The sequence below is a fragment of the Roseibium aggregatum IAM 12614 genome (genome assembly GCF_000168975.1).
GTDB classification, from domain to species: Bacteria; Pseudomonadota; Alphaproteobacteria; order Rhizobiales; family Stappiaceae; genus Roseibium; species Roseibium aggregatum.
In genome coordinates this window covers 447039-467150 of sequence record NZ_AAUW01000001.1, presented here as the reverse complement: position 1 = coordinate 467150, position 20112 = coordinate 447039, and the positions used below count along the sequence as shown (strand labels likewise).

At 57.6% G+C, this 20112-nt stretch carries 19 protein-coding genes and 1 tRNA gene; 7 read left to right on the top strand and 13 right to left on the bottom strand.

Going from position 1 to position 20112, the window contains the following annotated elements; genetic code table 11:
- Nucleotides 1–72: 72 nt before the first annotated feature.
- The 3 genes from SIAM614_RS02170 (at nt 73) to SIAM614_RS02160 (ending at nt 2806) form a co-directional block, all read left to right on the top strand.
- Nucleotides 73–147: transfer RNA gene (locus SIAM614_RS02170), tRNA-Val, on the top strand.
- 279 nt (nt 148–426) lie between these two features.
- Entirely contained in the window at nt 427–825 is a 399-nt protein-coding gene (locus SIAM614_RS02165; protein WP_157139622.1) for a hypothetical protein, read from the top strand.
- 124 nt (nt 826–949) lie between these two features.
- A complete protein-coding gene (locus SIAM614_RS02160; RefSeq protein ID WP_006931688.1) occupies nt 950–2806 on the top strand; it encodes a tetratricopeptide repeat protein in 1857 nt (618 codons plus the stop codon).
- A gap of 91 nt (nt 2807–2897) precedes the next feature.
- Here SIAM614_RS02160 and SIAM614_RS02155 read toward each other — a convergent pair whose 3' ends face one another.
- From SIAM614_RS02155 to SIAM614_RS02130, 6 genes are all read right to left on the bottom strand, one after another.
- Nucleotides 2898–3800, bottom strand: coding sequence for a class I SAM-dependent methyltransferase (locus tag SIAM614_RS02155; protein WP_006931687.1), 903 nt, complete (start codon nt 3798–3800; stop codon nt 2898–2900).
- A gap of 107 nt (nt 3801–3907) precedes the next feature.
- Nucleotides 3908–5089: an acylneuraminate cytidylyltransferase gene (locus SIAM614_RS02150; RefSeq protein WP_006931685.1), complete on the bottom strand. Its 1182-nt coding sequence runs from the start codon at nt 5087–5089 to the stop codon at nt 3908–3910.
- A gap of 31 nt (nt 5090–5120) precedes the next feature.
- Complete coding sequence (locus SIAM614_RS30410) at nt 5121–5870, bottom strand: class I SAM-dependent methyltransferase (protein WP_006931683.1); 750 nt, start codon at nt 5868–5870, stop codon at nt 5121–5123.
- A 63-nt stretch (nt 5871–5933) separates the two neighbouring features.
- Nucleotides 5934–6797, bottom strand: a complete 864-nt coding sequence (locus SIAM614_RS02140) for an N-acetylneuraminate synthase family protein (RefSeq protein WP_006931682.1) — start codon at nt 6795–6797, stop codon at nt 5934–5936.
- A gap of 244 nt (nt 6798–7041) precedes the next feature.
- The gene (locus SIAM614_RS02135; protein WP_006931681.1) at nt 7042–7854 is read right to left on the bottom strand and encodes a ferredoxin--NADP reductase; all 813 of its coding nucleotides are present in this window, start codon (nt 7852–7854) and stop codon (nt 7042–7044) included.
- Nucleotides 7855–8065: 211 nt separating this feature from the next.
- Entirely contained in the window at nt 8066–8506 is a 441-nt protein-coding gene (locus SIAM614_RS02130; RefSeq protein ID WP_006931679.1) for a hypothetical protein, read from the bottom strand.
- 108 nt (nt 8507–8614) lie between these two features.
- On the opposite strand from SIAM614_RS02130, the gene SIAM614_RS02125 reads away from it, so the two are divergent.
- Nucleotides 8615–9460: a LysR family transcriptional regulator gene (locus SIAM614_RS02125; protein ID WP_006931677.1), complete on the top strand. Its 846-nt coding sequence runs from the start codon at nt 8615–8617 to the stop codon at nt 9458–9460.
- Nucleotides 9461–9577: 117 nt separating this feature from the next.
- Entirely contained in the window at nt 9578–10612 is a 1035-nt protein-coding gene (locus tag SIAM614_RS02120; protein WP_006931676.1) for a GlxA family transcriptional regulator, read from the top strand.
- Between the two features lie 267 nt (nt 10613–10879).
- Here SIAM614_RS02120 and SIAM614_RS02115 read toward each other — a convergent pair whose 3' ends face one another.
- Together SIAM614_RS02115 and SIAM614_RS02110 are read right to left on the bottom strand one after the other, a co-directional pair.
- The gene (locus tag SIAM614_RS02115) at nt 10880–11647 is read right to left on the bottom strand and encodes a sulfite exporter TauE/SafE family protein (protein WP_006931675.1); all 768 of its coding nucleotides are present in this window, start codon (nt 11645–11647) and stop codon (nt 10880–10882) included.
- 38 nt (nt 11648–11685) lie between these two features.
- Nucleotides 11686–12462, bottom strand: coding sequence for a substrate-binding periplasmic protein (locus SIAM614_RS02110; RefSeq protein ID WP_006931674.1), 777 nt, complete (start codon nt 12460–12462; stop codon nt 11686–11688).
- 239 nt (nt 12463–12701) lie between these two features.
- Here SIAM614_RS02110 and SIAM614_RS02105 point away from each other — a divergent pair, with 239 nt between their 5' ends.
- Entirely contained in the window at nt 12702–13919 is a 1218-nt protein-coding gene (locus SIAM614_RS02105) for a winged helix-turn-helix domain-containing protein (RefSeq protein WP_006931673.1), read from the top strand.
- Nucleotides 13920–13993: 74 nt separating this feature from the next.
- On the opposite strand, the gene SIAM614_RS02100 is transcribed toward SIAM614_RS02105, so the two are convergent.
- Together SIAM614_RS02100 and SIAM614_RS02095 are read right to left on the bottom strand one after the other, a co-directional pair.
- Nucleotides 13994–15400, bottom strand: a complete 1407-nt coding sequence (locus SIAM614_RS02100; protein WP_006931672.1) for a nicotinate phosphoribosyltransferase — start codon at nt 15398–15400, stop codon at nt 13994–13996.
- Between the two features lie 56 nt (nt 15401–15456).
- Complete coding sequence (locus tag SIAM614_RS02095; protein ID WP_006931671.1) at nt 15457–16521, bottom strand: NUDIX domain-containing protein; 1065 nt, start codon at nt 16519–16521, stop codon at nt 15457–15459.
- Between the two features lie 254 nt (nt 16522–16775).
- Between SIAM614_RS02095 and SIAM614_RS02090 the strand changes: the two genes are divergently transcribed.
- Entirely contained in the window at nt 16776–16979 is a 204-nt protein-coding gene (locus SIAM614_RS02090) for a YgaP family membrane protein (RefSeq protein ID WP_006931670.1), read from the top strand.
- A 124-nt stretch (nt 16980–17103) separates the two neighbouring features.
- On the opposite strand, the gene tdh is transcribed toward SIAM614_RS02090, so the two are convergent.
- The 3 genes from tdh to SIAM614_RS02075 all read right to left on the bottom strand — a co-directional run bounded on the left by tdh (nt 17104) and on the right by SIAM614_RS02075 (nt 20112).
- Nucleotides 17104–18144 carry an L-threonine 3-dehydrogenase gene (gene tdh / locus SIAM614_RS02085; protein WP_040438789.1) on the bottom strand — a complete coding sequence of 347 codons (1041 nt, stop codon included), beginning with the start codon at nt 18142–18144 and terminating at the stop codon, nt 17104–17106.
- Nucleotides 18141–19328: a glycine C-acetyltransferase gene (locus SIAM614_RS02080; protein ID WP_006931668.1), complete on the bottom strand. Its 1188-nt coding sequence runs from the start codon at nt 19326–19328 to the stop codon at nt 18141–18143. Before SIAM614_RS02080 ends, tdh begins: the two co-directional genes overlap by 4 nt.
- Before the next feature lie 157 nt (nt 19329–19485).
- Nucleotides 19486–20112 carry a LysE family translocator gene (locus SIAM614_RS02075; RefSeq protein WP_006931667.1) on the bottom strand — a complete coding sequence of 209 codons (627 nt, stop codon included), beginning with the start codon at nt 20110–20112 and terminating at the stop codon, nt 19486–19488.

Genomic DNA, 20112 nt, shown 5'->3' with positions numbered 1-20112 from the left:
CCGGTTCAGCAAAAAGAGTATTGCGCAAGCTGCCGATTTGCCCTAGATACGCGCCACCAGCCGCCAAGGCATGGGCGATTAGCTCAGCGGGAGAGCGTTCCGTTCACACCGGAAAGGTCACTGGTTCAATCCCAGTATCGCCCACCATTTTTCCTTACAAAGTCCAAACACGGCCCTAGCGTTTTTTACGACTTTGGAGTGCCCCGGTTCACGACGATTGCAAGTCTTGCGAGAAAACTGGGCAAATTTGGCTGAAGATCAGCCCCGCAAATGGTGAGTGTGTATACTGGCGATGTCCGTTCCGTTGAGCGGATCCTGATGATCGGGTGAGCCGGGAGTGGTCCGGTGCCATGCTGCCCGCCAACAAAGCCCCGTGCTCCGGCACGGGGCATGGATGACATGTTACGCTCTGCCACGAACACAGCTTTGGCATTTTTGGTATTTGCTGCGGCCTTTGCGTTCGCACCCTTTGCATCTGCGCAAACGGTGCAAGACCCGCAGTTTCCAGCAGCGCCCTTGCTGACCGAGGAGCAGCAGCAGATCAACCAGTCGCTGCTGCAGCAGCAGATGCTCATTCTGGAACTCGAACGGCAACGGCTGGCACAGGAAAGGCGCAAACTGGAAGAGGCTCAACGCATTCAGCAATTGCGTGAGGAAAGAGTTCGCCTGCTGCAGCTCGAAAGACAGCGGCGCTCGGGTCTGCCGCAGAACCGGTCTTACTACCAGCGCCAGCAATTTCAGCGCGAAGACTACAGGCCGCAGCGGGGACAACCGCAACAATACCAGCGCCAGCAATATCAATCGCAGCAGTTTCGCCGGCAATAGACGCGCTCAGACAAGATTACGGCTTCAATCCCCAAGGTAATCCTGGCAGTTTGGCCAGCGTGCCTGCCTTTCCGAACCCTTCCTGCTATTCTGGCTGAAGTGATTCCCAAAGAGCAGATAGAAGATGGCCACGCAAACCGCTCAAAATCCTTTACGTGAAAAACTCGTCAAGGGACTGTCCTATCATCAGTCCGGAGAGATCGAAAAGGCGCAGCGGTGCTACAAGCTGGTTCTGAAAAAGGCGCCGACCAATCCCGATGCGCTCAACCTGCTTGGCGTGACCTACCGGCAATTGGGGTCCCCCCAGAAAGCTGTCGAATATATCCAGAAGGCGATTGCGCAAAACCCGAAGCAGGCGTCGTTCTATGCCAACCTTGCCCGCGCGATGATGGACATCGGCACGGATTCGGAAAGCATGCTCGCCGTTTCGGAAAAGGCCCTTTCGCTCAATCCGGCGGAGCGCGAAGCGCTCAACATCAAGGCAATCGCGCTGACAGGTCTGAAGCAGTTTGAAGCGGCCGAAGAGATCTTCAAAAGCCTGATCGTGGCCCACCCGAACTACGGCGAAATCTTCACCAATTATGGCCTGTTGCTGCGCAAGAGCAACCGGTACGAAGACGCGCTCAAGTTTTTCCAGCGTGCAGAATTACTGGCACCGGACAATGTCGAGAACTGCATCGAACAGGCACGGTGCCGGCTGGAACTGAAGCAGTTTGACGCTTCGCTGGAGGCGATCGACAAGGCGCTGGAACGCTTCAAAGACAATCCGCTGCTGATCCATGAGAAGGCCCGCGTTCTGTTCTCGCTTTCAAGAACGCACGAAGGCCTGACATATGCAGAAGAAGCGGTGAAGGGCACGCCGGGCAACTACCATTGCAAGGTAACGCTTGGTGTTCACTATCTCATGCTCGGCCGCAGCCAGGACAGCATCGACATGCTGAAACAGGCCAAGGCAGAAGCGCCCGGCGGCGTGATTTCCGGCCTCGACTGGAACCTCTCACTTGCCTATCTGTCCAAGGGAGATCTGGAAACAGGCTGGGACATTCACGCCGCGCGTTTTGAAGACAAGAAAGCTACGTCACAGCGGCGCGAGTTTCCCAAGCCGGAATGGCAAGGCGAGGACATCTCGGACAAGACAGTCCTTTTGTGGGGGGATCAGGGGCTGGGTGACGCTTTGAAATGCGGCACGATGTTTCTCGACATTCAGGCGCGGGCGAAAAAGCTTATTCTGGAAGTCTCCGCAAAGTCCGTTCCCTTCTTCCAGAATTCATTTCCGGAAATCCTTGTCAGACCCGGCACGCCAAAGGAAGACCAGGCGCCGGAGGATGCGGACTACGACATCACGGCCAACATGGTCGACCTTGCGCGTTATTTCCGGCGAAGCTTCGAAGCCTACGAAAAGGCTCCCTACCCGGTCTATAAATTCAACCAGCAAAGGGCTCGGGACTATCTCGGCCTGTTGTCGGGTGCCGACAAGAAACCGGTTATCGGCGTCTCCTGGCGCTCGCGCAACCTGGAGAAATACCGGGCGCGCTATTACCTGTCAGCTCCGGATTTTGCGCCTATCCTCGATGCTGAAGATGCGATTTACATCAATCTTCAGTATTTGGCCCTGCAGAAGGAACTCGATTTTCTGGTGGCCCGCTCCGAGGGACGGTTCACCTTTTTCCGGGACATCGATCTGTTCAACGACCTGATTGCGGCAGCCGATCTGACCGCTATTTGCGATGTCGTCGTCTCGGCAAATACCAGCGTTGCGGACATGGCAGGCGTTCTGGGCGTTCCGTGTGTGCGGTTCGGTCCGGTTGAGCCTGCCCTGCTTCTCGGCCAGGCCAATCCGCCCTGGTATCCAAGCATGAAATACCTCCACATCGATGAAACGAGGCCAACGGCAGACATGGTGCCGCAAATCATCGATGTCATGCGCGAGGAGCTGGCGGCGGGCTATCCAGACAAGCGGAAGGAGCGGCTGGGGCTGTAACCGATCAAACGCCCATACGTTTGTCTGTGTCAGCAGGCTGTGCAACTTCGCGCCTGAACGAGGCTTCGGACGCCTTTTTTTACGCGGCCTGCTACCGGGTCTTCCTGGCAATTGCCATTAGCGTATCTGTCGCGTCGATCTTGCGAAGCGCTGCCTCGTAAGCAGACCTCAGTTCTGGTGTCTCCAGAGCAGACAGGCTCGACTTGTGGCCACCGGGCTTGCCGTTGGCAAGCCAGCCGAGGTGGTTGGAAAGCGGATACCGCTGCACACCTTCGATCACGATATCCTCAAAGCCGACTGCCGCAAGCAGACGCTTCAGGCTTTCGCGCGTGTGAAGAACGAGATGCTGGCTCCAGAGGGTGAAATTCCTGAAGGCTTCGCTTTGAAGATTGGACAGCAGAAAATCGGAAGCATGCGGAACCTCGACAACAAGTGTTCCGGTGTCGGTCAGAAGAGCCCGCAAGTCGCGCAAGGTGGATAGCGGATCGGGAAGATGCTCCAGCACATGAAAGGCAAAGACCGCGTCCTGTGTGCCCGGTGCGATCTGGTTGGCATTGTCGACACAGCGATAGCCATCGGAGACGAGGGCCTCGATATAGCCCTTGTGAAGCTCGATCCCGGTAACATTGGCGCCCCGATTGGCCGCTTCCCGCAGGAAAAGCCCCTTCCAGCACCCGAACTCGGTGATCGTCTTGCCCGTATAGAACTGCGTATACGCATCCAGACGCCGGAACTGGTCCTGCTGGTATTCATAGTCCCAGTCGATGCGCTTGTAGAAATCGTCCTTGCGGTGTTCAGCGCCTTCGTAGGTCTCGTCGCCGACATAATAGTCGTTGATGTAAATGACACCGGAAACCGTGTCGCGATAGACGGTCAGTCCGTCTTTATCGCGGGTCCGAGGCGCGAAAACGCTTTGTGTTTCCAGGGAAGCAAGGCCGAGTTGCCGCAGTGTATCGAACACCGAAACGTTCTTTTGCAGAGGTTCAACGGCCATATTTCACCTTTTCAATCGCAAGACGTCCGGGGAACTCATGCGTTTGCAGATTGCTCGTGTTGCGATCCCCGAGCCCAATTTCTTCAATGCCACCGCAGCAATGGCTGTCAGACGGCGATCATCCCACGCGCGATCAGCAATTCGGCGACTTCGTTCAGGACACCGGCACCGCCGGCACTTTCCAGAACGACAGTTGCCGTCGCCTTCACCTCGGCCGGCGCGTTGCGCGGCGCGATGCTGAGGCCGCAGGCCTTCATGCAATCCAGATCCGCAATGTCGGCGCCGATATAAGCGATCTCGGACCAGTCCAGACCCTTTTTGTCGCGCCAGTCCGACAGGGTTTCCATCTTGTCGAACAGGTGATGCTTGTAATCCATGGCAAGTTTGCGTGCACGCTGGACGGCCAGGCTGTCCTCTTCCCGATCCAGCATCAGCAGCAGCATGCCCCGGCCAAGCAGCCGGTCGAGACCGATCTCGTCGTAGCGGTTGCAGACAATGGATTCCGTGCCATCCCGATTGACGAAAATCGTATTGTCGGTATGCACGCCGGCAAAGGCAGTCACCAGAGCCCGCAAGGGGGGTGTTTCGGATTCGGTCAGGAAGCCGGTGAACGGTTCGGAGCGGATAAAGGCCTCCGCCATATCCCAGTCCTGCGAGGTATCGATTTCGATCCAGGTCGAATCCACCGGCACCAGGATCGTTTTCCCACAATAGCGGTTTCCCGCTTCCAGGAACTCCGGAACACGCATGGCATAGACCGCGCCATTTTCGCGGTATCTTGCAGAAATATCCTGACGCCGGACGCGCTGTTTGCTGGGGTCGTGGTTCAGACCCACGCCTTCGCCGTTGGGGCCGACTTCCCAGTAGAAGCCGTGATCGTCGACAACCGAGATTGCGCTTGTCGCTTCCTTGGCCAGCAGGGCTTCCACCACATGATCGACGTGATGCGCCTGGGTAAACGGCGCCGTACACTGAAGGAAGACCAGAATGTCCGGCGGTTCGCTGACGAGGCTCGGCTCGTTCTGGAGAAGGTGGATCAGCGCGGATTCCGAACTGGCGGTCGGTCCGGAAAGTTCCGCCGGGCGCAGAACGGATTTAGCGCCGTATTTCTCGCCGACGGTCAGAATCTCCGCTGAATCGCTCGAAACGAACACCTCGGACACGAAGCGCGATCCGCGTGCGGCACGCACTGTCCGCCCGACAAGCGGAATGCCGTTCAAGGGACGGATGTTCTTTCCCGGAAGACCAACGGAACCGCCTCTGGCAGGAATGGCCGCTACAATTTTCATTTTATGCTCAACCACCTCGGGAAAACTGTGCTCACACGGGTTTGCGCGCGAAGACCGTTACGAAGGATCCCCAGAATGCCGGCGACACATCCGCATCGGCCCGCACCATGCTGTCGAACGTTTCGCGGGTGGCAAAACGTGTTCCGAAATAGGGATATTCGACCATTTCGATGCGGAACCCCGTGTCACGCAGCAGCCTGACAAGAGAATCGTCAGAAAACAGGCTCACATGAGTTGGGTCATGCAGCAACCTGAAACGGTCCCCATAGACCCGTGCGGCCGCGCACGCAAAGTTCGGCGTGCCGCAGATGAATTCCCCACCGGGCTTCAGGATCTCGAAGATGGCTTCAACAAAGGGGATCGGCTCATCGACATGTTCGATGACATGGTTGGCAGTCACCACATCGAACATGTTCGCCGGAAAGGTACCTTTCTCCAGAACGCCGTGCCGAAGGTCGGCGGAACACCATTGCCGGGCGACCTCGACAGCCTTTTGAGATGGGTCCAGACCGAAACAGTCGTTCTGGCCGGTCACCTGTTCCAGCAACTCGCCGAGGCCAAAGCCGATATCCAGCACCCGGCCGGGTGCCCGTGCGTTCACATAGTCAGCGATGTAGCGCACGTCTTCCTTGCGCTGGTCTCGCTCGGCTTCAATATCCCTGACCTTGCCGTCCGGATCCTTCTTTGCTTCCCAATAGTCCTGTGGAAGCGGCCGGGCCGGATACGCCACGTAGTAGCTCTCCCCCCGGTAGAGATTCAGGCAGCTATCAATGATGGACATATAAAGCTCTTGAACAAAAAAGGGCCAACCGGTTCCGGTCAGCCCACCAATACATCTGCCGTCTCACGCCGCCTGCAGCGTGACTTTCCGGCGCAGCTTTTCCGCGATCGGCTTCTCGTCTTCATAAAAACGCAGAACGCCGTCGCCGCGCACAATCTCTACCCGCCGGATCTGCGAGACCATGTCGGCGACTTCCGGCATTTCGAGCGACGCCTTCTGGTCTGAGCCCCAGTCGGAACGATCAAGCGTGACATGGCGCTCGATCGAGCATGCGCCAAGAGCGGCCGCACAGACGCTTGGCAGAATGCCTTCCTCGTGACCGGAGAACCCGATCTTCAGATGGGGGAAAGCTTCCTTCAGAGTCGAGATGCCGCGCAGATTGATCTCGTCATCACGGGTCGGATAGGTGGAGGTGCAGTGATAGAGACATGCGATCTCACCACCGGAGCGTTCGATCACGTCGACAAAGCTCTTGACCATTGCCATGTCGCTCATGCCGGTGGAAACCAGCAAAGGGCGGCCACTGCGCGCGCAGTATTCAAGGAAGTCACGATCCGTGACCATGGCAGAGGCGACCTTGATATAGGGCGTGTCGTAGTCCAGCAGGAAGTCTACGGACCCTTCGTCCCAGGGAGAAGCGAACCAATCGATGCCAAGCTCCTTGCACAGCTTGTCTATACGATCGTAATCGGCCTTGCCGAATTCCAGACCGCGTTTCAGATCGCCATTCGTCGTGCCGAAGACGTTTTCACGCGGACGCGCCAGCTCTTCGGCAGAATAGACGACATCAACCGTGCGCTTCTGAAATTTGACAGCGTCGCACCCGGCCTCCTTGGATTTGCGGATCATTTCGAGGGCCTGATCGATATCGCCATTATGGTTGATACCGATTTCGGCAATCACATAGGTTCGACTGTCGGAGATCATGGCTCAGTACCTTGATGTTTGGCCTGCAGCGTTCAAGTGGCCCTGCTGACTTGCCATTTTTTAAACAGATTCTTGCCACCCGCCATCAGGTCTGTCCACCCGCGAACCCCATATTCGGGGCTATCGGCCTTCCTTTCTTTGGAAAACCCACAATAGACCCTTAATAAAGCTGCGGGGGCACGTGTTAAACACGCGCCCCCGAGCAAAGATCTAAGCATTATTAACAAATTAAGTCGTCGCCGACTCAGCCGACAAAAGCACGTTCGACAACGAACTCTGCAGGCTTGTTGTTGGCCCCTTCGGTGAGACCAGCTTCTTCCAGAAGAGCCTTGGTGTCCTTCAGCATGTCCATGGAACCGCAGATCATGCCGCGGTCGACCGCCGGGTCGAGCGGCGGCACGCCGAGGTCTTCGAACAATTTGCCGGATTTGATCAGGTCCGTGATCCGGCCCTGACGGGGAAAGTCTTCGCGGGTCACGGAGGTGTAATGCACCAGCTTGTCCTTCGCGAATTCACCGATCAGCGGATCGTTGATGGTTTCCTGCACAAGGTCCTCGCCGTATTTCAGCTCGGCAACTTCGCGGCAGGTATGCGTCAGGATCACCTGGTCGAATTTTTCGTAGGTGTCCGGATCGCGGATCAGGCTGGCGAACGGCGCGATGCCGGTTCCAGTGGAGAACATGTAGACACGCTTGCCGGGAATCAGGGCATCGTTCACCAGCGTGCCGGTCGGCTTCTTCTTCATCAGCACCGCATCACCGGGTTGGATCTTCTGAAGATGCGACGTCAGCGGACCGTCCGGAACCTTGATCGAAAAGAACTCGAGCTCTTCGTCCCATGCCGGGCTGGCGATGGAATAGGCGCGGTAAAGCGGCTTGCTATCGATCATCAGGCCGATCATCACGAATTCCCCGGACCGGAAACGGAAGCTCGCCGGACGGGTCATGCGAAAGCGGAACAGGCGGTCCGTGTAATGCTGGACGAATTTTACTTCCTCGACGAAAGCGCCGGCCGGCGCGGCAGCTTCGAGGTCGGCGGGTTTGGCAAGTACGTTCATGTCAATCGGGGTCCGTAAGTCAGCGCGCTTCTAAGATTGTGCCTCATGTAGCACTAGTCCAGCCTTGACTTGAAGCAACTCCGATCCACTAAACGCACTTACTGCAAAAAAATCATTCTAAAAAAGGTCAGGAATGCGCGCCAACACCGTTCAGATGTGCTCCAGACCTGCCATCCTTCATTGCGGCATCGCAGGTCTGGCACATGATCGGTCAGGACTTCTCAACGATCGTCGTCACGGTTTCCCGAAAGAAATCGAGCTTTCCGTCGCTTTCGTGGCTGACGATATAAGTGACACTTTCGCACTCGCAGTCCTTGACGGGATAGAAAAACCTTTGCTCGAAGCGCGTGAAAAACCACCCCTGCCCCAAGGCCTGGGAAGCCAGCCCGTGCACATGTGTTCCTTTGGGAAACACTTCCCGCGCAAGGCGCTGCAGCACAATTGCCATATCCGCGGGGCTCGAGGCGACCTGCCAGGAAACATCGGTTTCATCTCGGTAGTGATCGATGCGGAAATCGATTTGATCCGACAGTTCTGCGAACAATTCGGGAGAACCCTTCTCGAAGAGGTCGAGCACGCGGTGAATGGCGATCCGTTCTGTGCGCGCCAGCGGAAAGGTTTCGGACTGAGATAGAGGGAATGCGGAATTCATGCGGGGGATCCTTCAATACCGGACGATGTGATTGACAGGCAGAGGTGTGCATTCCCGCTCTTTCATAGTATAGTCCTATGCGACTTATCTTTAATATAGGCCACTCCTATGCTTGAAGTGACCCCTCTGCGTTATTTCGTCAGCGCCTTTGAAATGGGAACGATCAGTTCAGCAGCGTCCGGGCACGGCATTTCCCAACCTTCCCTGTCGCAAGCCCTGCAGAAACTCGAAGACACGTTGGGAACGCCGCTATTTGTCCGCTCTCGCACGGGCCTACGTCCGACACCGGCCGGCAGGGATCTTTATCATCATGCCCAAACGATCCTTCGTGCGGTCGGGGATGCCGAACGTCGCTTCCTCAAAGAGCCGCCTCTTCATTTGAGCCTCTACACGGCTCCCGATGTCCTGCTGTCCGCCTATCAAGGCGCGTTCCATGCCCTTCGCACCTCCTGCCCCACGCTGGAAATGCGTTTCGAGCAGACGGCGAAGGATGCGGAACTTGCAATTGTCGACAAGGTCTGCGCACCGAAAGGGCACAGGTTCACGGAACTTTACACAGAGCCCTATGTCCTTGCCGTTGCACGGTCTCATCCGCTTGCGGGACGGAACAGGATTTCGATTGAGGACCTGCGCTCGGTTACGCTGGTTTCCCGCAGATATTGCCCCAGGCACGATGCAATGCTGGCCGAATTCGCCCTCGCGGACGCCCCCTTAAAAGTCTCCGCAGAAGCCGTGAACGATCAGCAGGTGCTGGAACTGACCGGACTTGGCTTTGGTGCCGCCATTCTGCCAGCCGGTCATCTGAAGTTGAAAAGCTCCTTGAGGGGGATTCCGCTGGACCATGAGGGCCTGGAGCACCGCAGCGTTGGCGTCGCGGTTAAAAAGACGACATTTGCCGATGAAATGTTCCGCACCTGGATGACAGGCTGGGCAACATCGCCAATTCGTTTATGACATTTACGATAATATCAGTTCTGTAAGCGTTTTTTATTTGACAGATAAATACAAACTGCAAAACTTGCTGAAAACCAAAGACAAACAGCAATAATACCTTCCACTGAGGCACAGTAAATGTCCGGACGCGCGCACGAAGAAACAGGCCAGAAAATAGCATTCGTGCTCATGGAGCGGTTTTCCATGAACGCTTTCGCGAGCGTTATCGAGCCTGTGCGAATAGCAAACCGCCTTCTGGGGAGAGAATACTACCAGTGGACGACTTATTCGCTTGACGGAAATCCAGTCACGGCAAGCAATGGCTGCGAGGTCGCGGTTAAAAAATCTGTTCGCGACCTGCATGACGCCGACATTACACTTTTGTGTACCGGCATCGACGTTGAACGCTTGCCGCTGGACGCGGAACTCGGCAACAGACTGCGCCGGTTGAATGCCATGGGCCGAACCTTCGGCGCCATCTGCACCGGGGCCTATCTGCTTGCCCGGTACCATCTTCTGGACGGCCGCCGTTGCACCATCCATTGGGAGAACCTGAGGTCCCTGCGGGAAGAATTTCCGGACGTCGAAGTGACCTCCGACATCTTCGCGATCGACCGCAACTGCATCACCTGCGCCGGCGGCATGGCTTCGCTCGACATGATGCTGCGCCTGATCGCCATCCAGCATGGCGCTTATCTGGCCCATGAAGTCGCTGAAGTTGCGCTCTACCAGAACATGCGCTCCGGCGAATCTGCACAGCGCCACGACATCGAAGCCCGGACCGGCATCTCGAATGCCAAGATCCTCGACGCGATCCGGATCATGGATCTTCATATCGAGGACCCGCTGAGCTGCCAGCAGCTCGCCATGACGGTCAACCTGTCGCCGCGCCAGTTGGAGCGTCTGTTCCGCCGGCATTTCAATTGCACACCGGGCCAGTACTATTTGCGTCTGCGCCTGGAAACCGCGCGGGACCTGTTGCGCCGGACCAGCCGGCCGGTGCTGGATGTCGCGCTTGCCTGCGGTTTCGCGTCAACGTCTCATTTCACCAAGTGCTACCGTGAGCGCTTCTTGTGCACGCCGACGGAAGAGCGCCAGTCCTACCAGTGGGCCAACACCAAGCCGACATCCGGTGTCGGCACGGCCACACCCATGCGACTGATCGCGAAGTAAGACAGATTCACCAACATCATGAGAGTGTGAGCGCCGCGGTTTCCGCGGCGTTTCTGTGTTTAGCAGAAAAAAGCCTCTCCATTGTCACCCGGCCAAGCGAAGCGCGAGCCGCGACCGGGCAGGCACAAAACTCAATCGTGTTTGAGAATTTGTTTTCAGGGCTTCAGGTTCCAAGTTTCCCAGCTCTCCGATCCCGGATCTTCGCTACGCTGCGTCCGGGATGACCAGACGGGAATTTGTCACCAAGCCCCCTATCTGCTGGAAAAGCTAATACAGCCGCCAGAGACCGAGGGGAATGAGATAGAGGCCGAGTGCGAGGATGGCGGCGAGCACGAGTCGGCGGAAGCCAGCCTCAGACACTCTGCGCCGCGTGAATTGTCCGGCCCAGACGCCGGAGAGTGCCGGAACGACCAGCGCAGCGGAAGCCAGTGCCTCCTGCCCCCCCATCAATCCGAAGCCACCAAGCGATACACCAAGCGCAATCGTCGACAACAGGAACAAGAGGCCCATCGCCTGGATCAACTCGTCCCGCTTGAGCCCAAGTGCCTGCAGATACATGACCCCCGGCACCGTGTAGGACCCTGTCAGGCCTGACATGACACCGTTGACCAGCCCGATGGCCACGCCCACCGGAATGACACGGTTTTCCGGAATACGCAGAACAAGACCAGCCAGCATCGGTACGGCATAGAAAACCATAAGAAGTCCGAGCAGCAGATCTGCAGCCCCGTCCGGCAATTGTGTGAGGATGAATGTCCCGGCTGCAAGCGTTGCGACAGCGGAAACCAGAAACGGCCAGAGGCGAGGCACTAGAACGCGCAGGTGACCACCGGACACGCTTTGCCAAAGGTTGGTCAGAAATGCCGGCCACAGAATGAGGACCATCGCCTTTTCGACACCGACAAAAACGGTCATCAGCCCGAGCCCGATCGTCGGCAAACCGAACCCCACGAGCCCCTTGACGAACCCCGCACCGAGGAACACCACAACGGCAACGAGAACCAGCCCCAGGCCGGATGCACCCAGATCCGTCACGCGTTTACCTGATGCTGCATGTGGGTCTCTTGGTTCTGCTACCCGTCGCCAACTGGCAGAGTGTAGTCTTCGATCAACTCATCCAACCGGCCGGTCTCCCGGCGGCGAAGCAGCTCTTCGTCAAACGCTTCCAGCATCTTTATACACGGCGTTGCCCTGGAAAACATGAAATGAAGCGTGTTGACCGAAGCAACCCACGGCAAGACTTCGACCTTTCCTTCGACCCTCGCCTCCTTGATCATCCTCTCGCCTTCCTGGCGGGCGATTATCAGGTAATCCGCCTTCTCCTCCGCGACCAGAAGTATGTTGGTTTTGAAATCTTCGAACGGCTGTCTGTCGATAGACAAATGGGATGTGGCAAAGTTTTCGAATTCCTCGCCAAATGAAGCCCCGAACGGTGCAACGCCTCTCAGTCCTGCAAGGTCTTTCAGTGATTGCGGGCGGACACCGAGATTGGACCGGATGATGACACCGACCTCTTCCTGCATCACCGGCTGACTGACACCGTACTTTGCGAGCCTTTCATCGGTCAGATACGCCCCGGCGAGAATGTCGATCTGCCCATGCTCCAGCAATGTCAAAAGCCGTTTCCACGGAAGCTCCGGGCCAACCATCAGCGGCACGCCCAAGGCGGTAAAGACTTCCGTGGCAAGGTCTGGAAACACGCCCTTGAGACTGCCGTCCGCTTGCTCGCGCATGGAGACCGGGTACCAGACGCTTGATCCGTTGAGCTTGACCTTTGAGCAGCCATCTGTGTCCGCAGAGCTCGCAGGCGCCAGCGACAAAGCCGCATACGCCAGAGCCGTGATGAACAATCGCCTTCCTAATCGATTGAAAACTCTCATTTTGACCGCTCGAACAACGCCTCGGTTGAAGCCAGGCAATCGAGTGAAACTTCTTTTGACTAATCGGTCAATCAAAAAAACACGTTTTACGTGTACCTGCGTTGTATTTACGAAATCATTCCGACCAGCTGCATCATTCGCATCGACAAAATTGACAATACCGCTTGGCGACCGTTTTTTTGATCCGGGGAAGATGCTAGCTTCGTTTCATGAATGTCTCCTCCCTGCCCCGGCTGCCGAATCGTCTCGCACGGCACCTCTTCCTGGAAAGACACGGCCTTGCCTCCGCCCCCAAGGGAAGCGGAAAGGGTGATGATCTTGCCGCTGTCATAGACCAGCTCGGTTTCGTCCAGATCGACAGCATCAACACCGTCGCCCGCGCCCACCACATGATCCTGGCTGCCAGACGACCTGCCTACAAGGAGAAGAACCTCAAACTTCTCACCGAGCGTGACCGGCATCTGTTCGAGCATTGGACCCATGATGCGTCTGTCATACCGACCGAGTTCTTCCGGCATTGGCGCCTAAGGTTCAGCCGGGACAAGGAAAACCTCATCAACAGATGGCGCAACTGGCACCAGAACGAGTTCGAACGGAAATTCGACGAGATACTCAAACGGATCAGCGACCATGGTCCGGTCACGTCTGCAACTGTCGGTGAAGACGAAGAACGCAGCAGTGGCGGCTGGTGGGAATGGCACCCTTCGAAGGCAGCACTCGAATTTCTATGGCGCACTGGCGAACTGTCGGTTTCCGGCCGGAACGGATTTCAGAAAGTCTATGACCTCACGGAACGGGTCATTCCAGTGCAGCACCTTAACGCCGCACATGATTTCGATGAAACGACGGACTGGGCAGCCCGCGCCGCCCTCGACCGGCTTGGTTTCGCGACCTCCGGCGAGATTGCAGCCTTCTGGGACCTGATCACGCCCCAGGAAGCCAAGGACTGGTGCACGGCGGCACTGGCCGAGGGTACGATTGCCGAGATTGAAGTTGAATGTGTCGACGGATCCTGGCGGAAAGTCTTCGCCTATCCGGAAACGCTCAACACCCTTGATGCGCTTCCCGAGCCACCTTCGCGCGTGCGTATCCTGTCCCCCTTCGACCCGGCGCTGCGTGACCGCAAGCGTGCCGAACGGCTTTTCGGCTTCTCCTACCGGATAGAGATCTTCGTTCCAGAGCCAAAGCGCCAATACGGCTATTATGTCTTCCCGGTCCTGGAGGGCGACCGTTTGATCGGGCGGATCGACATGAAGGCGCTGAGAAGCGAGGACAGGCTTCACGTTCGGGCCTATTGGCCAGAGCAAGGCATCAGAGCCTCGAAGGGCCGTGAGGTCAAGCTTCAGGCGGAGCTTGAACGCACTGCCCGCTTTGCCGGCGTTTCCGACATCACCTACGAGCCGGACTGGCAACGGACGGCCCTTTAGGGTATGGACCGTCCGCGTCTTTGGCTCAATGACCGGCCGAGTTCCCCCGGCCAGCCTCCTGGGCAATCAAGAGGTCAGCTTGCGACCCTCTCCAGCAGATGCTGATGGGACCGCTCGCGGACCTCATCAAAGGTCCAGTCCTTCACCAGTGCACCATTGCGGTAGACCGTCTGCAACTGGTCGGTTCTGCCACCGAGTTCCTCGAGACGAATTGCGGTCAGCACACCGTTTTCGAGAACCGTCGCCTGCCGCCCGGCCTTGGAGGCCTTGCCGGGATCGGTGACCGGGGTCTTGGAGACATCACGCCAGGTGCCGTCCGCGGTTTTCATGGCATTTGCCTTCATCGCAAAGCGCATCGTATCCCGGTTGACCTGTTGCAACAGACCACCGCCCATGCCGACGGCAATGTTGTCGACGGACCATTTGCGACGCACCAGCTCTTCCACCAGTTGCCTGATGGTATCGAGCTTCATGCCATCCCCCTGAATGACACGAACCGACGGATGCAACACACGTGCGCCCTTGCTGTTTTCCGAGCCGCCGTAGTGCTGCCAAAGGGTCTCCATGACCTTCAGCGGCATTTCGACGGGATCTCCGGAATCCGGGCGGATGACGACCGTCGTGCCCGAGGCGAGCACCTCATCCTTCAACCGGCCGCACCACAGGTGCTCGACAGCATTGCCAAGGTCGTAGCTGTCGGAAACGACCGCCACCAGCGCATTGGGCCGGCCAAATTGCACCAGCATGTTCCGGTAGGCGTCGATTTCCCGCTCCTGTCCCCAACTGGTCATGGTCGAGTGTTCCGCGGCGGGGATCGAATAACCCGCCACATCCGCACCGTACCAGGTCATGGCAGCTTCCAGAGCTTCCATGGTGTCGGTGCCCGAGAAATTCACCAGATGGGCCATGCCGCCAAGTGCGGCGCTTTCGGCAGAGGAAACCCCGCGCGCGCCGAAATCATGCAGTTTGAAAGGGATCTGTCCGGCTGGATCCTCAGAGGTTTCCAGAAGACCGCGATACAGGATCTCCTTGCACTTGAAGGAGAGTGTCGCGACCGTCGACGGATACCAGACCGACCGCAACAAGGCGGTTTCCACCCAGGTCGTCAGCCAGGGCATGCGCTCGTCGGTGTTTTCCACCTGTACAAGCGGCACACCGCTCGGTGCCAGTGTTCCTTCCGGCAGAGCCTTGATCTCCAGCGGAAACAGGCCGCCGTGATCCGTCAGGATCTGTTCCCAGCCTTCCCGGTTGAACGGAACGCCATGGGCCGCACAGATACGGGCAGCCGCCTCGATGTCCGTTGCCGTAATAGGCCTCAGAAGCACGTCCTTCAGGTAAGATTGCAGCCCGAAGAACAGGACGCTATCCGAAAACGGATTGGGCCTTGCTTCCAGATAGGCCGAGATCCTGCGGGCCTCGGGCGGATACTGCTTGAAGTGCGACTGCTTGTAGCTGTCGGTCGCCAGAAGTGGATTTGTCATTGTGAACTCCTCACGTGACAGATGCGATTGTCTGCGGGCCTCCCCCGCAGGCGCTGTTACAGGTCCGCCATCAATTGGATGATGGACCAGTGATCTTCGAAGAACTGCTCGGGCTCCAGATCTCCCAGGCGATGCCAATTGGCTGACCGAGCATCGTCCCCACCAGAAACGGAAAACAGTTCGCGCCGTTCCGGCAGGCGAAACAGAAATGCGTGGGTGACGATGCGGCCACGCAGCGACCGGTCGGGATGGTCGAAGACCCTTGTCTTGGTGCCGTCGATGAAGGACGCCAGCATGGCCGGGGGAATTTCTCCCTTGTGGTCGCTGATCGCGGTTTCCTCCTTCAACTCGCGGATTGCGGCATCCTTGATGCTTTCGCTGGGATCAAGGAACCCGCCTGGCAGAGCCAATAATCCCTTGCCGGGTGCCTGGCCGCGCTCGACCAGAAGAATGTTGCCGGACTGGATGACAACGGCATCGACCGTCACGAACGGCCCCCTGCCCCATTGCCTGGGATAGGCTTCCAGATACTCGGCCTCTTCCAGAAGCGCGCGAAAGGTTTCCGTCATGACGAAGCCTTCCAGCCACTCCGCCACGCCGTCAGACAGAACCGACCGGGAGACGACCGGGATGCGCTGGAACAACTGCCTGCGCACGTCTGTCGACGAGAAAGTGCCGTATTGGCTGGCCAACTGCACATTGCCCCACTCGGGAAACAGCTTCAGATAATAGCTCGTGCGGTCCTTGCCGTAGCCCGCGAGAGCTATCCTGATGTCCTGCAAGCCATGCAGAACGATGCCACCCTTGTTATAATGGGCGAGCACGGTTTCATTGACGGCCCGCTGGACCTCGGCACACCAGGCCGCGTCCGAATAGGGATGATCCGAAACAGGCTTCAGGATCAAACGACCGGTCGTCAGCTCGTGCTTGAACACCTTGGCGAACATCTCTTCGCGTTCGGTGCAGGTGAAAGGGTTTCGCGGGGTCCGTGCCTGACCGGAAGACCCAATCAGCACGATCAGCGTATCGACTTCGTTCAGCGCAGCTCTGATGACGGCCTCATGGCCCGTATGCAGCGGCTGAAAACGGCCGACAAAAACGCCGTAGTGATATTTGGACATTCGAGACTCCCTCGAATTATTGGAATGCTGCCGAACTCCTCGGCTACACAACACCTAATACTCATTTGGAGCATTAGCAAGAGAGATAATGCTCCAAATGAGTATTATTCATTTCACAATCAGGAAAGTGCCGCGATTGCGTCAGCAAAACCCGCGTTCAGCGATCTGTTTCGCCGGAAATGAACACCTGTTCAACCAGGTGAAATGCGCGCATAATTTTCCGGTTTCGAATGACTGAAACATGGGAGAGCACGATGACCGTCGAACGCGCCATTCTTCTCGTGGTCGGCCTGCTGATCGTCGCGTCAGTTTTGCTGGCTGTCTACGTCAATCTCAACTGGTTATGGCTCACCGGAATTCTTGGAGCCCATCTCGTCCAGGCCTCTTTCACCGGTCTTTGCCCGGTGGTGATGATCCTGAAAAAGATGGGTTTGCCGCAGAAATCCGGGTTCGCCTGAAGCAAAGAGACGCCTGCGGCAAGAATAACGCACACGAATAGATCGCCCCCGACCTGATCGAGCGCGATCCAGCGTCACGCGATTACAAATGGACCGGATGAACTGCGCGTCGTCCGCAAGCTACTTACGTCCAGCTAAGCACCACCTTGCCGGCTTCGCCGGACTTCATGGCAGCAAAACCCTTTTCGAAATCATCGACACCAAACCGGTGCGTGATGACATTGCGCACGTCGAGCCCGTTCTGCAGCATGGCAATCATCTTGTACCAGGTTTCGAAAATTTCGCGGCCGTAGACGCCCTTGATGGTGATCGCCTTGAAGACGATGCGCGACCAGTCCACCGGCGATTTTCCGGGAGGTATGCCAAGCAGCGCAATCCGGCCGCCCATCACCAGGTTCTCGACCATCTGATCGAGCGCCACCTGGCTGCCCGACATTTCCAGGCCAACATCAAAGCCTTCCTTCATGCCGAGCTTCTTTTCGATGCCTTTCAGATCTTCCCTGGCCACGTTGACCGGCACAACATCGGCAACCTTTGTCGCCAGGTCGAGACGGGCCTGATTGATATCAGTGATGACGACGTTGCGTGCACCGACATGGCGGGCAACGGCTGCGGCCATGATGCCGATCGGCCCTGCCCCGGTAATCAGCACGTCCTCACCGACCAGATCGAAACTGAGCGCGGTATGAACCGCGTTGCCGAGCGGGTCGAGAATGGCACCGATCTCATCGTCGATCTCATCCGGTAACAGCACAACATTGAACGCAGGCAGGCGCAGATATTCGGCAAAAGCACCCTGCTCGTTGACGCCAATGCCGCGGGTTTCCGGATCCAGATGAAACTTGCCCGCCCGAGACTGCCGCGAGTGCCGTCCAATCAGGTGACCCTCGCCGGAGCAGCGCTGGCCGATTTCAAGGTCGGTGACATTCTTGCCGATTTCGACAATTTCGCCCGCGAATTCGTGACCGGTGATCATCGGAACGGGAACGGTCTTCGCCGCCCAGTCGTCCCAGTTCCAGATATGAATATCCGTGCCGCAAATGCCGGTCTTGTGGATCTTGATGAGAACGTCGTCCGGACCTATTTCCGGCACCGGCGCACGGGTCATCCAGAGACCTTCCCTGGGCTCGGACTTCGACAGCGCCTTCATTTCGTTGCTGCTCATGACAGGACCCCCGTCGCCTTGCCGGCCTTTTCAAAGGCTTCCAGTGCGCGGTCCAGATCGGACCGGGTCAGGGCTGCATTCATCTGCGTGCGGATGCGGGCCTGACCGCGCGGCACGACAGGAAAGAAGAAACCGGAGACATAGACCCCTTCTTCAAATAGCTTTGCCGCCATTTCCTGAGCCAGCTTTGCCTCGCCCAGCATCACCGGAATGATGGGATGCTCGCCCGGCAGAAGTGTGAAGCCGAGCGCTTCCAGGCCTGCTCGCCAATAGTTGGCGTTTTCGAAGAGGTTCCTGCGCAGCTCGTCGCCTTCTTCCACCAGGCGTATGGCTTCCAGCCCGCTCATGACCACAGCCGGCGGCAGAGAATTGGAAAAGAGATAGGGCCTTGCCCGCTGTCGCAGCAGATCGATGACCGGCTGGGGCCCGGCAATATAGCCGCCGATGCCGCCGCCAAGCGCCTTGCCGAGCGTTCCTGTCAGGATGTCGACATCAACCCCGAAATGCGCCGGCGTGCCCTCGCCCTTCGGCCCCATGAAACCGGTCGCGTGGCAATCGTCGACCATCACGACGGCATCATATTGCCTGGCAAGTTCGGTCACCCCCGGCAGGTTGGCCAGATAGCCGTCCATCGAGAAGACGCCGTCGGTCGCGATCATGATATGACGTGCACCGGCGGCTCGGGCTTCCTTCAGCTTCGCTTCCAGTTCCGCCATATCGGAATTGGCGTAGCGATAGCGCTGGGCCTTGCACAGGCGAATGCCGTCAATGATCGAGGCGTGATTGAGCGCGTCCGATATGATCGCGTCCTCAGGACCGAGCAGCGGCTCGAACAAGCCGCCATTTGCATCGAAACAGGCCGCGAACAGAATGGAGTCGTCCTTGCCGAGAAACTCGGCCAGACGCTGTTCAAGCTGGCGGTGAATGTCCTGGGTTCCGCAAATGAAGCGTACAGACGCCATGCCGTAGCCCTTTGGTTCCAGAGCGTTGCGGGCAGCTTTCTCAAGGGCCGGATGATCGGCCAATCCCAGATAATTGTTTGCACAAAGGTTAATGACTTGACGCCCGCCAACCGTAATCAAGCCGCCCTGCGGCGAGGTAATCAACCGCTCGCGTTTGTAGAGCCCTTCGGCTTCGATTTCTCTAAGCGTCTCGGAGATATGCGACAGAAAGGCATCGGACACAGGGTTTCCTCCGGCAAAATGGATATTTCCTCCACTATGCCGGATATTTGTCCGGAATAAAAGATGCGTTTTCCGGTATCACGGATTTTTGCAACCATCTCTCTTCAAGATCCAGGCGGCCGCATCAGCCTTTCCGGCCAGGAAATACCCGCAGATACTAACGCATAACTGAGACACCCGCCATGCGAAAACCGGCGTAAAGCAACGCAGCACCGGCACATTTGTTGACGAGGTTTACAACCCAGTTCTTCACCCCACCCTGGGTCAGGAGATCTCCCAGGAAGGCATAAGCGGTATAGGAGGTCAGATCGATCAGGAAGGTGGTCAGGCCCATGATCAGGATTTGCGGCAGGATCGCACTATCGATGTTCAGGAACTGGGGCAGAATGGCCGCGAAATAGAGCAGTGCCTTCGGGTTGGCGAACTCGATCACAAACCCCTGGGCGAACAGGGCCTTCAGGCTGGATTGCCGCCCTCCCCGTTTGACACGGATGGCACCGGCCGGCGTGAACAGCGCCGTCAGCCCCAGCCAGACGAGATATCCAACACCCGCCCACTTGATTGCCGAGAACACCATGTTGGACGCGATGATCAAGGAGGCGATGCCAGTTGCCGACAATGCGAAATAGACAGCATTGGCAGACGCTATGCCAAGGACACCTCCGAAGGCCCTGCGACCACCGTTCGCCGCGCCCTGAGACGCGACAGCAACCGCAGCCGCCCCCGGCGAAAAAACCACGACGGCTGTCGTGACAAGAAAGATCAGATACGTATCGAACTGCAT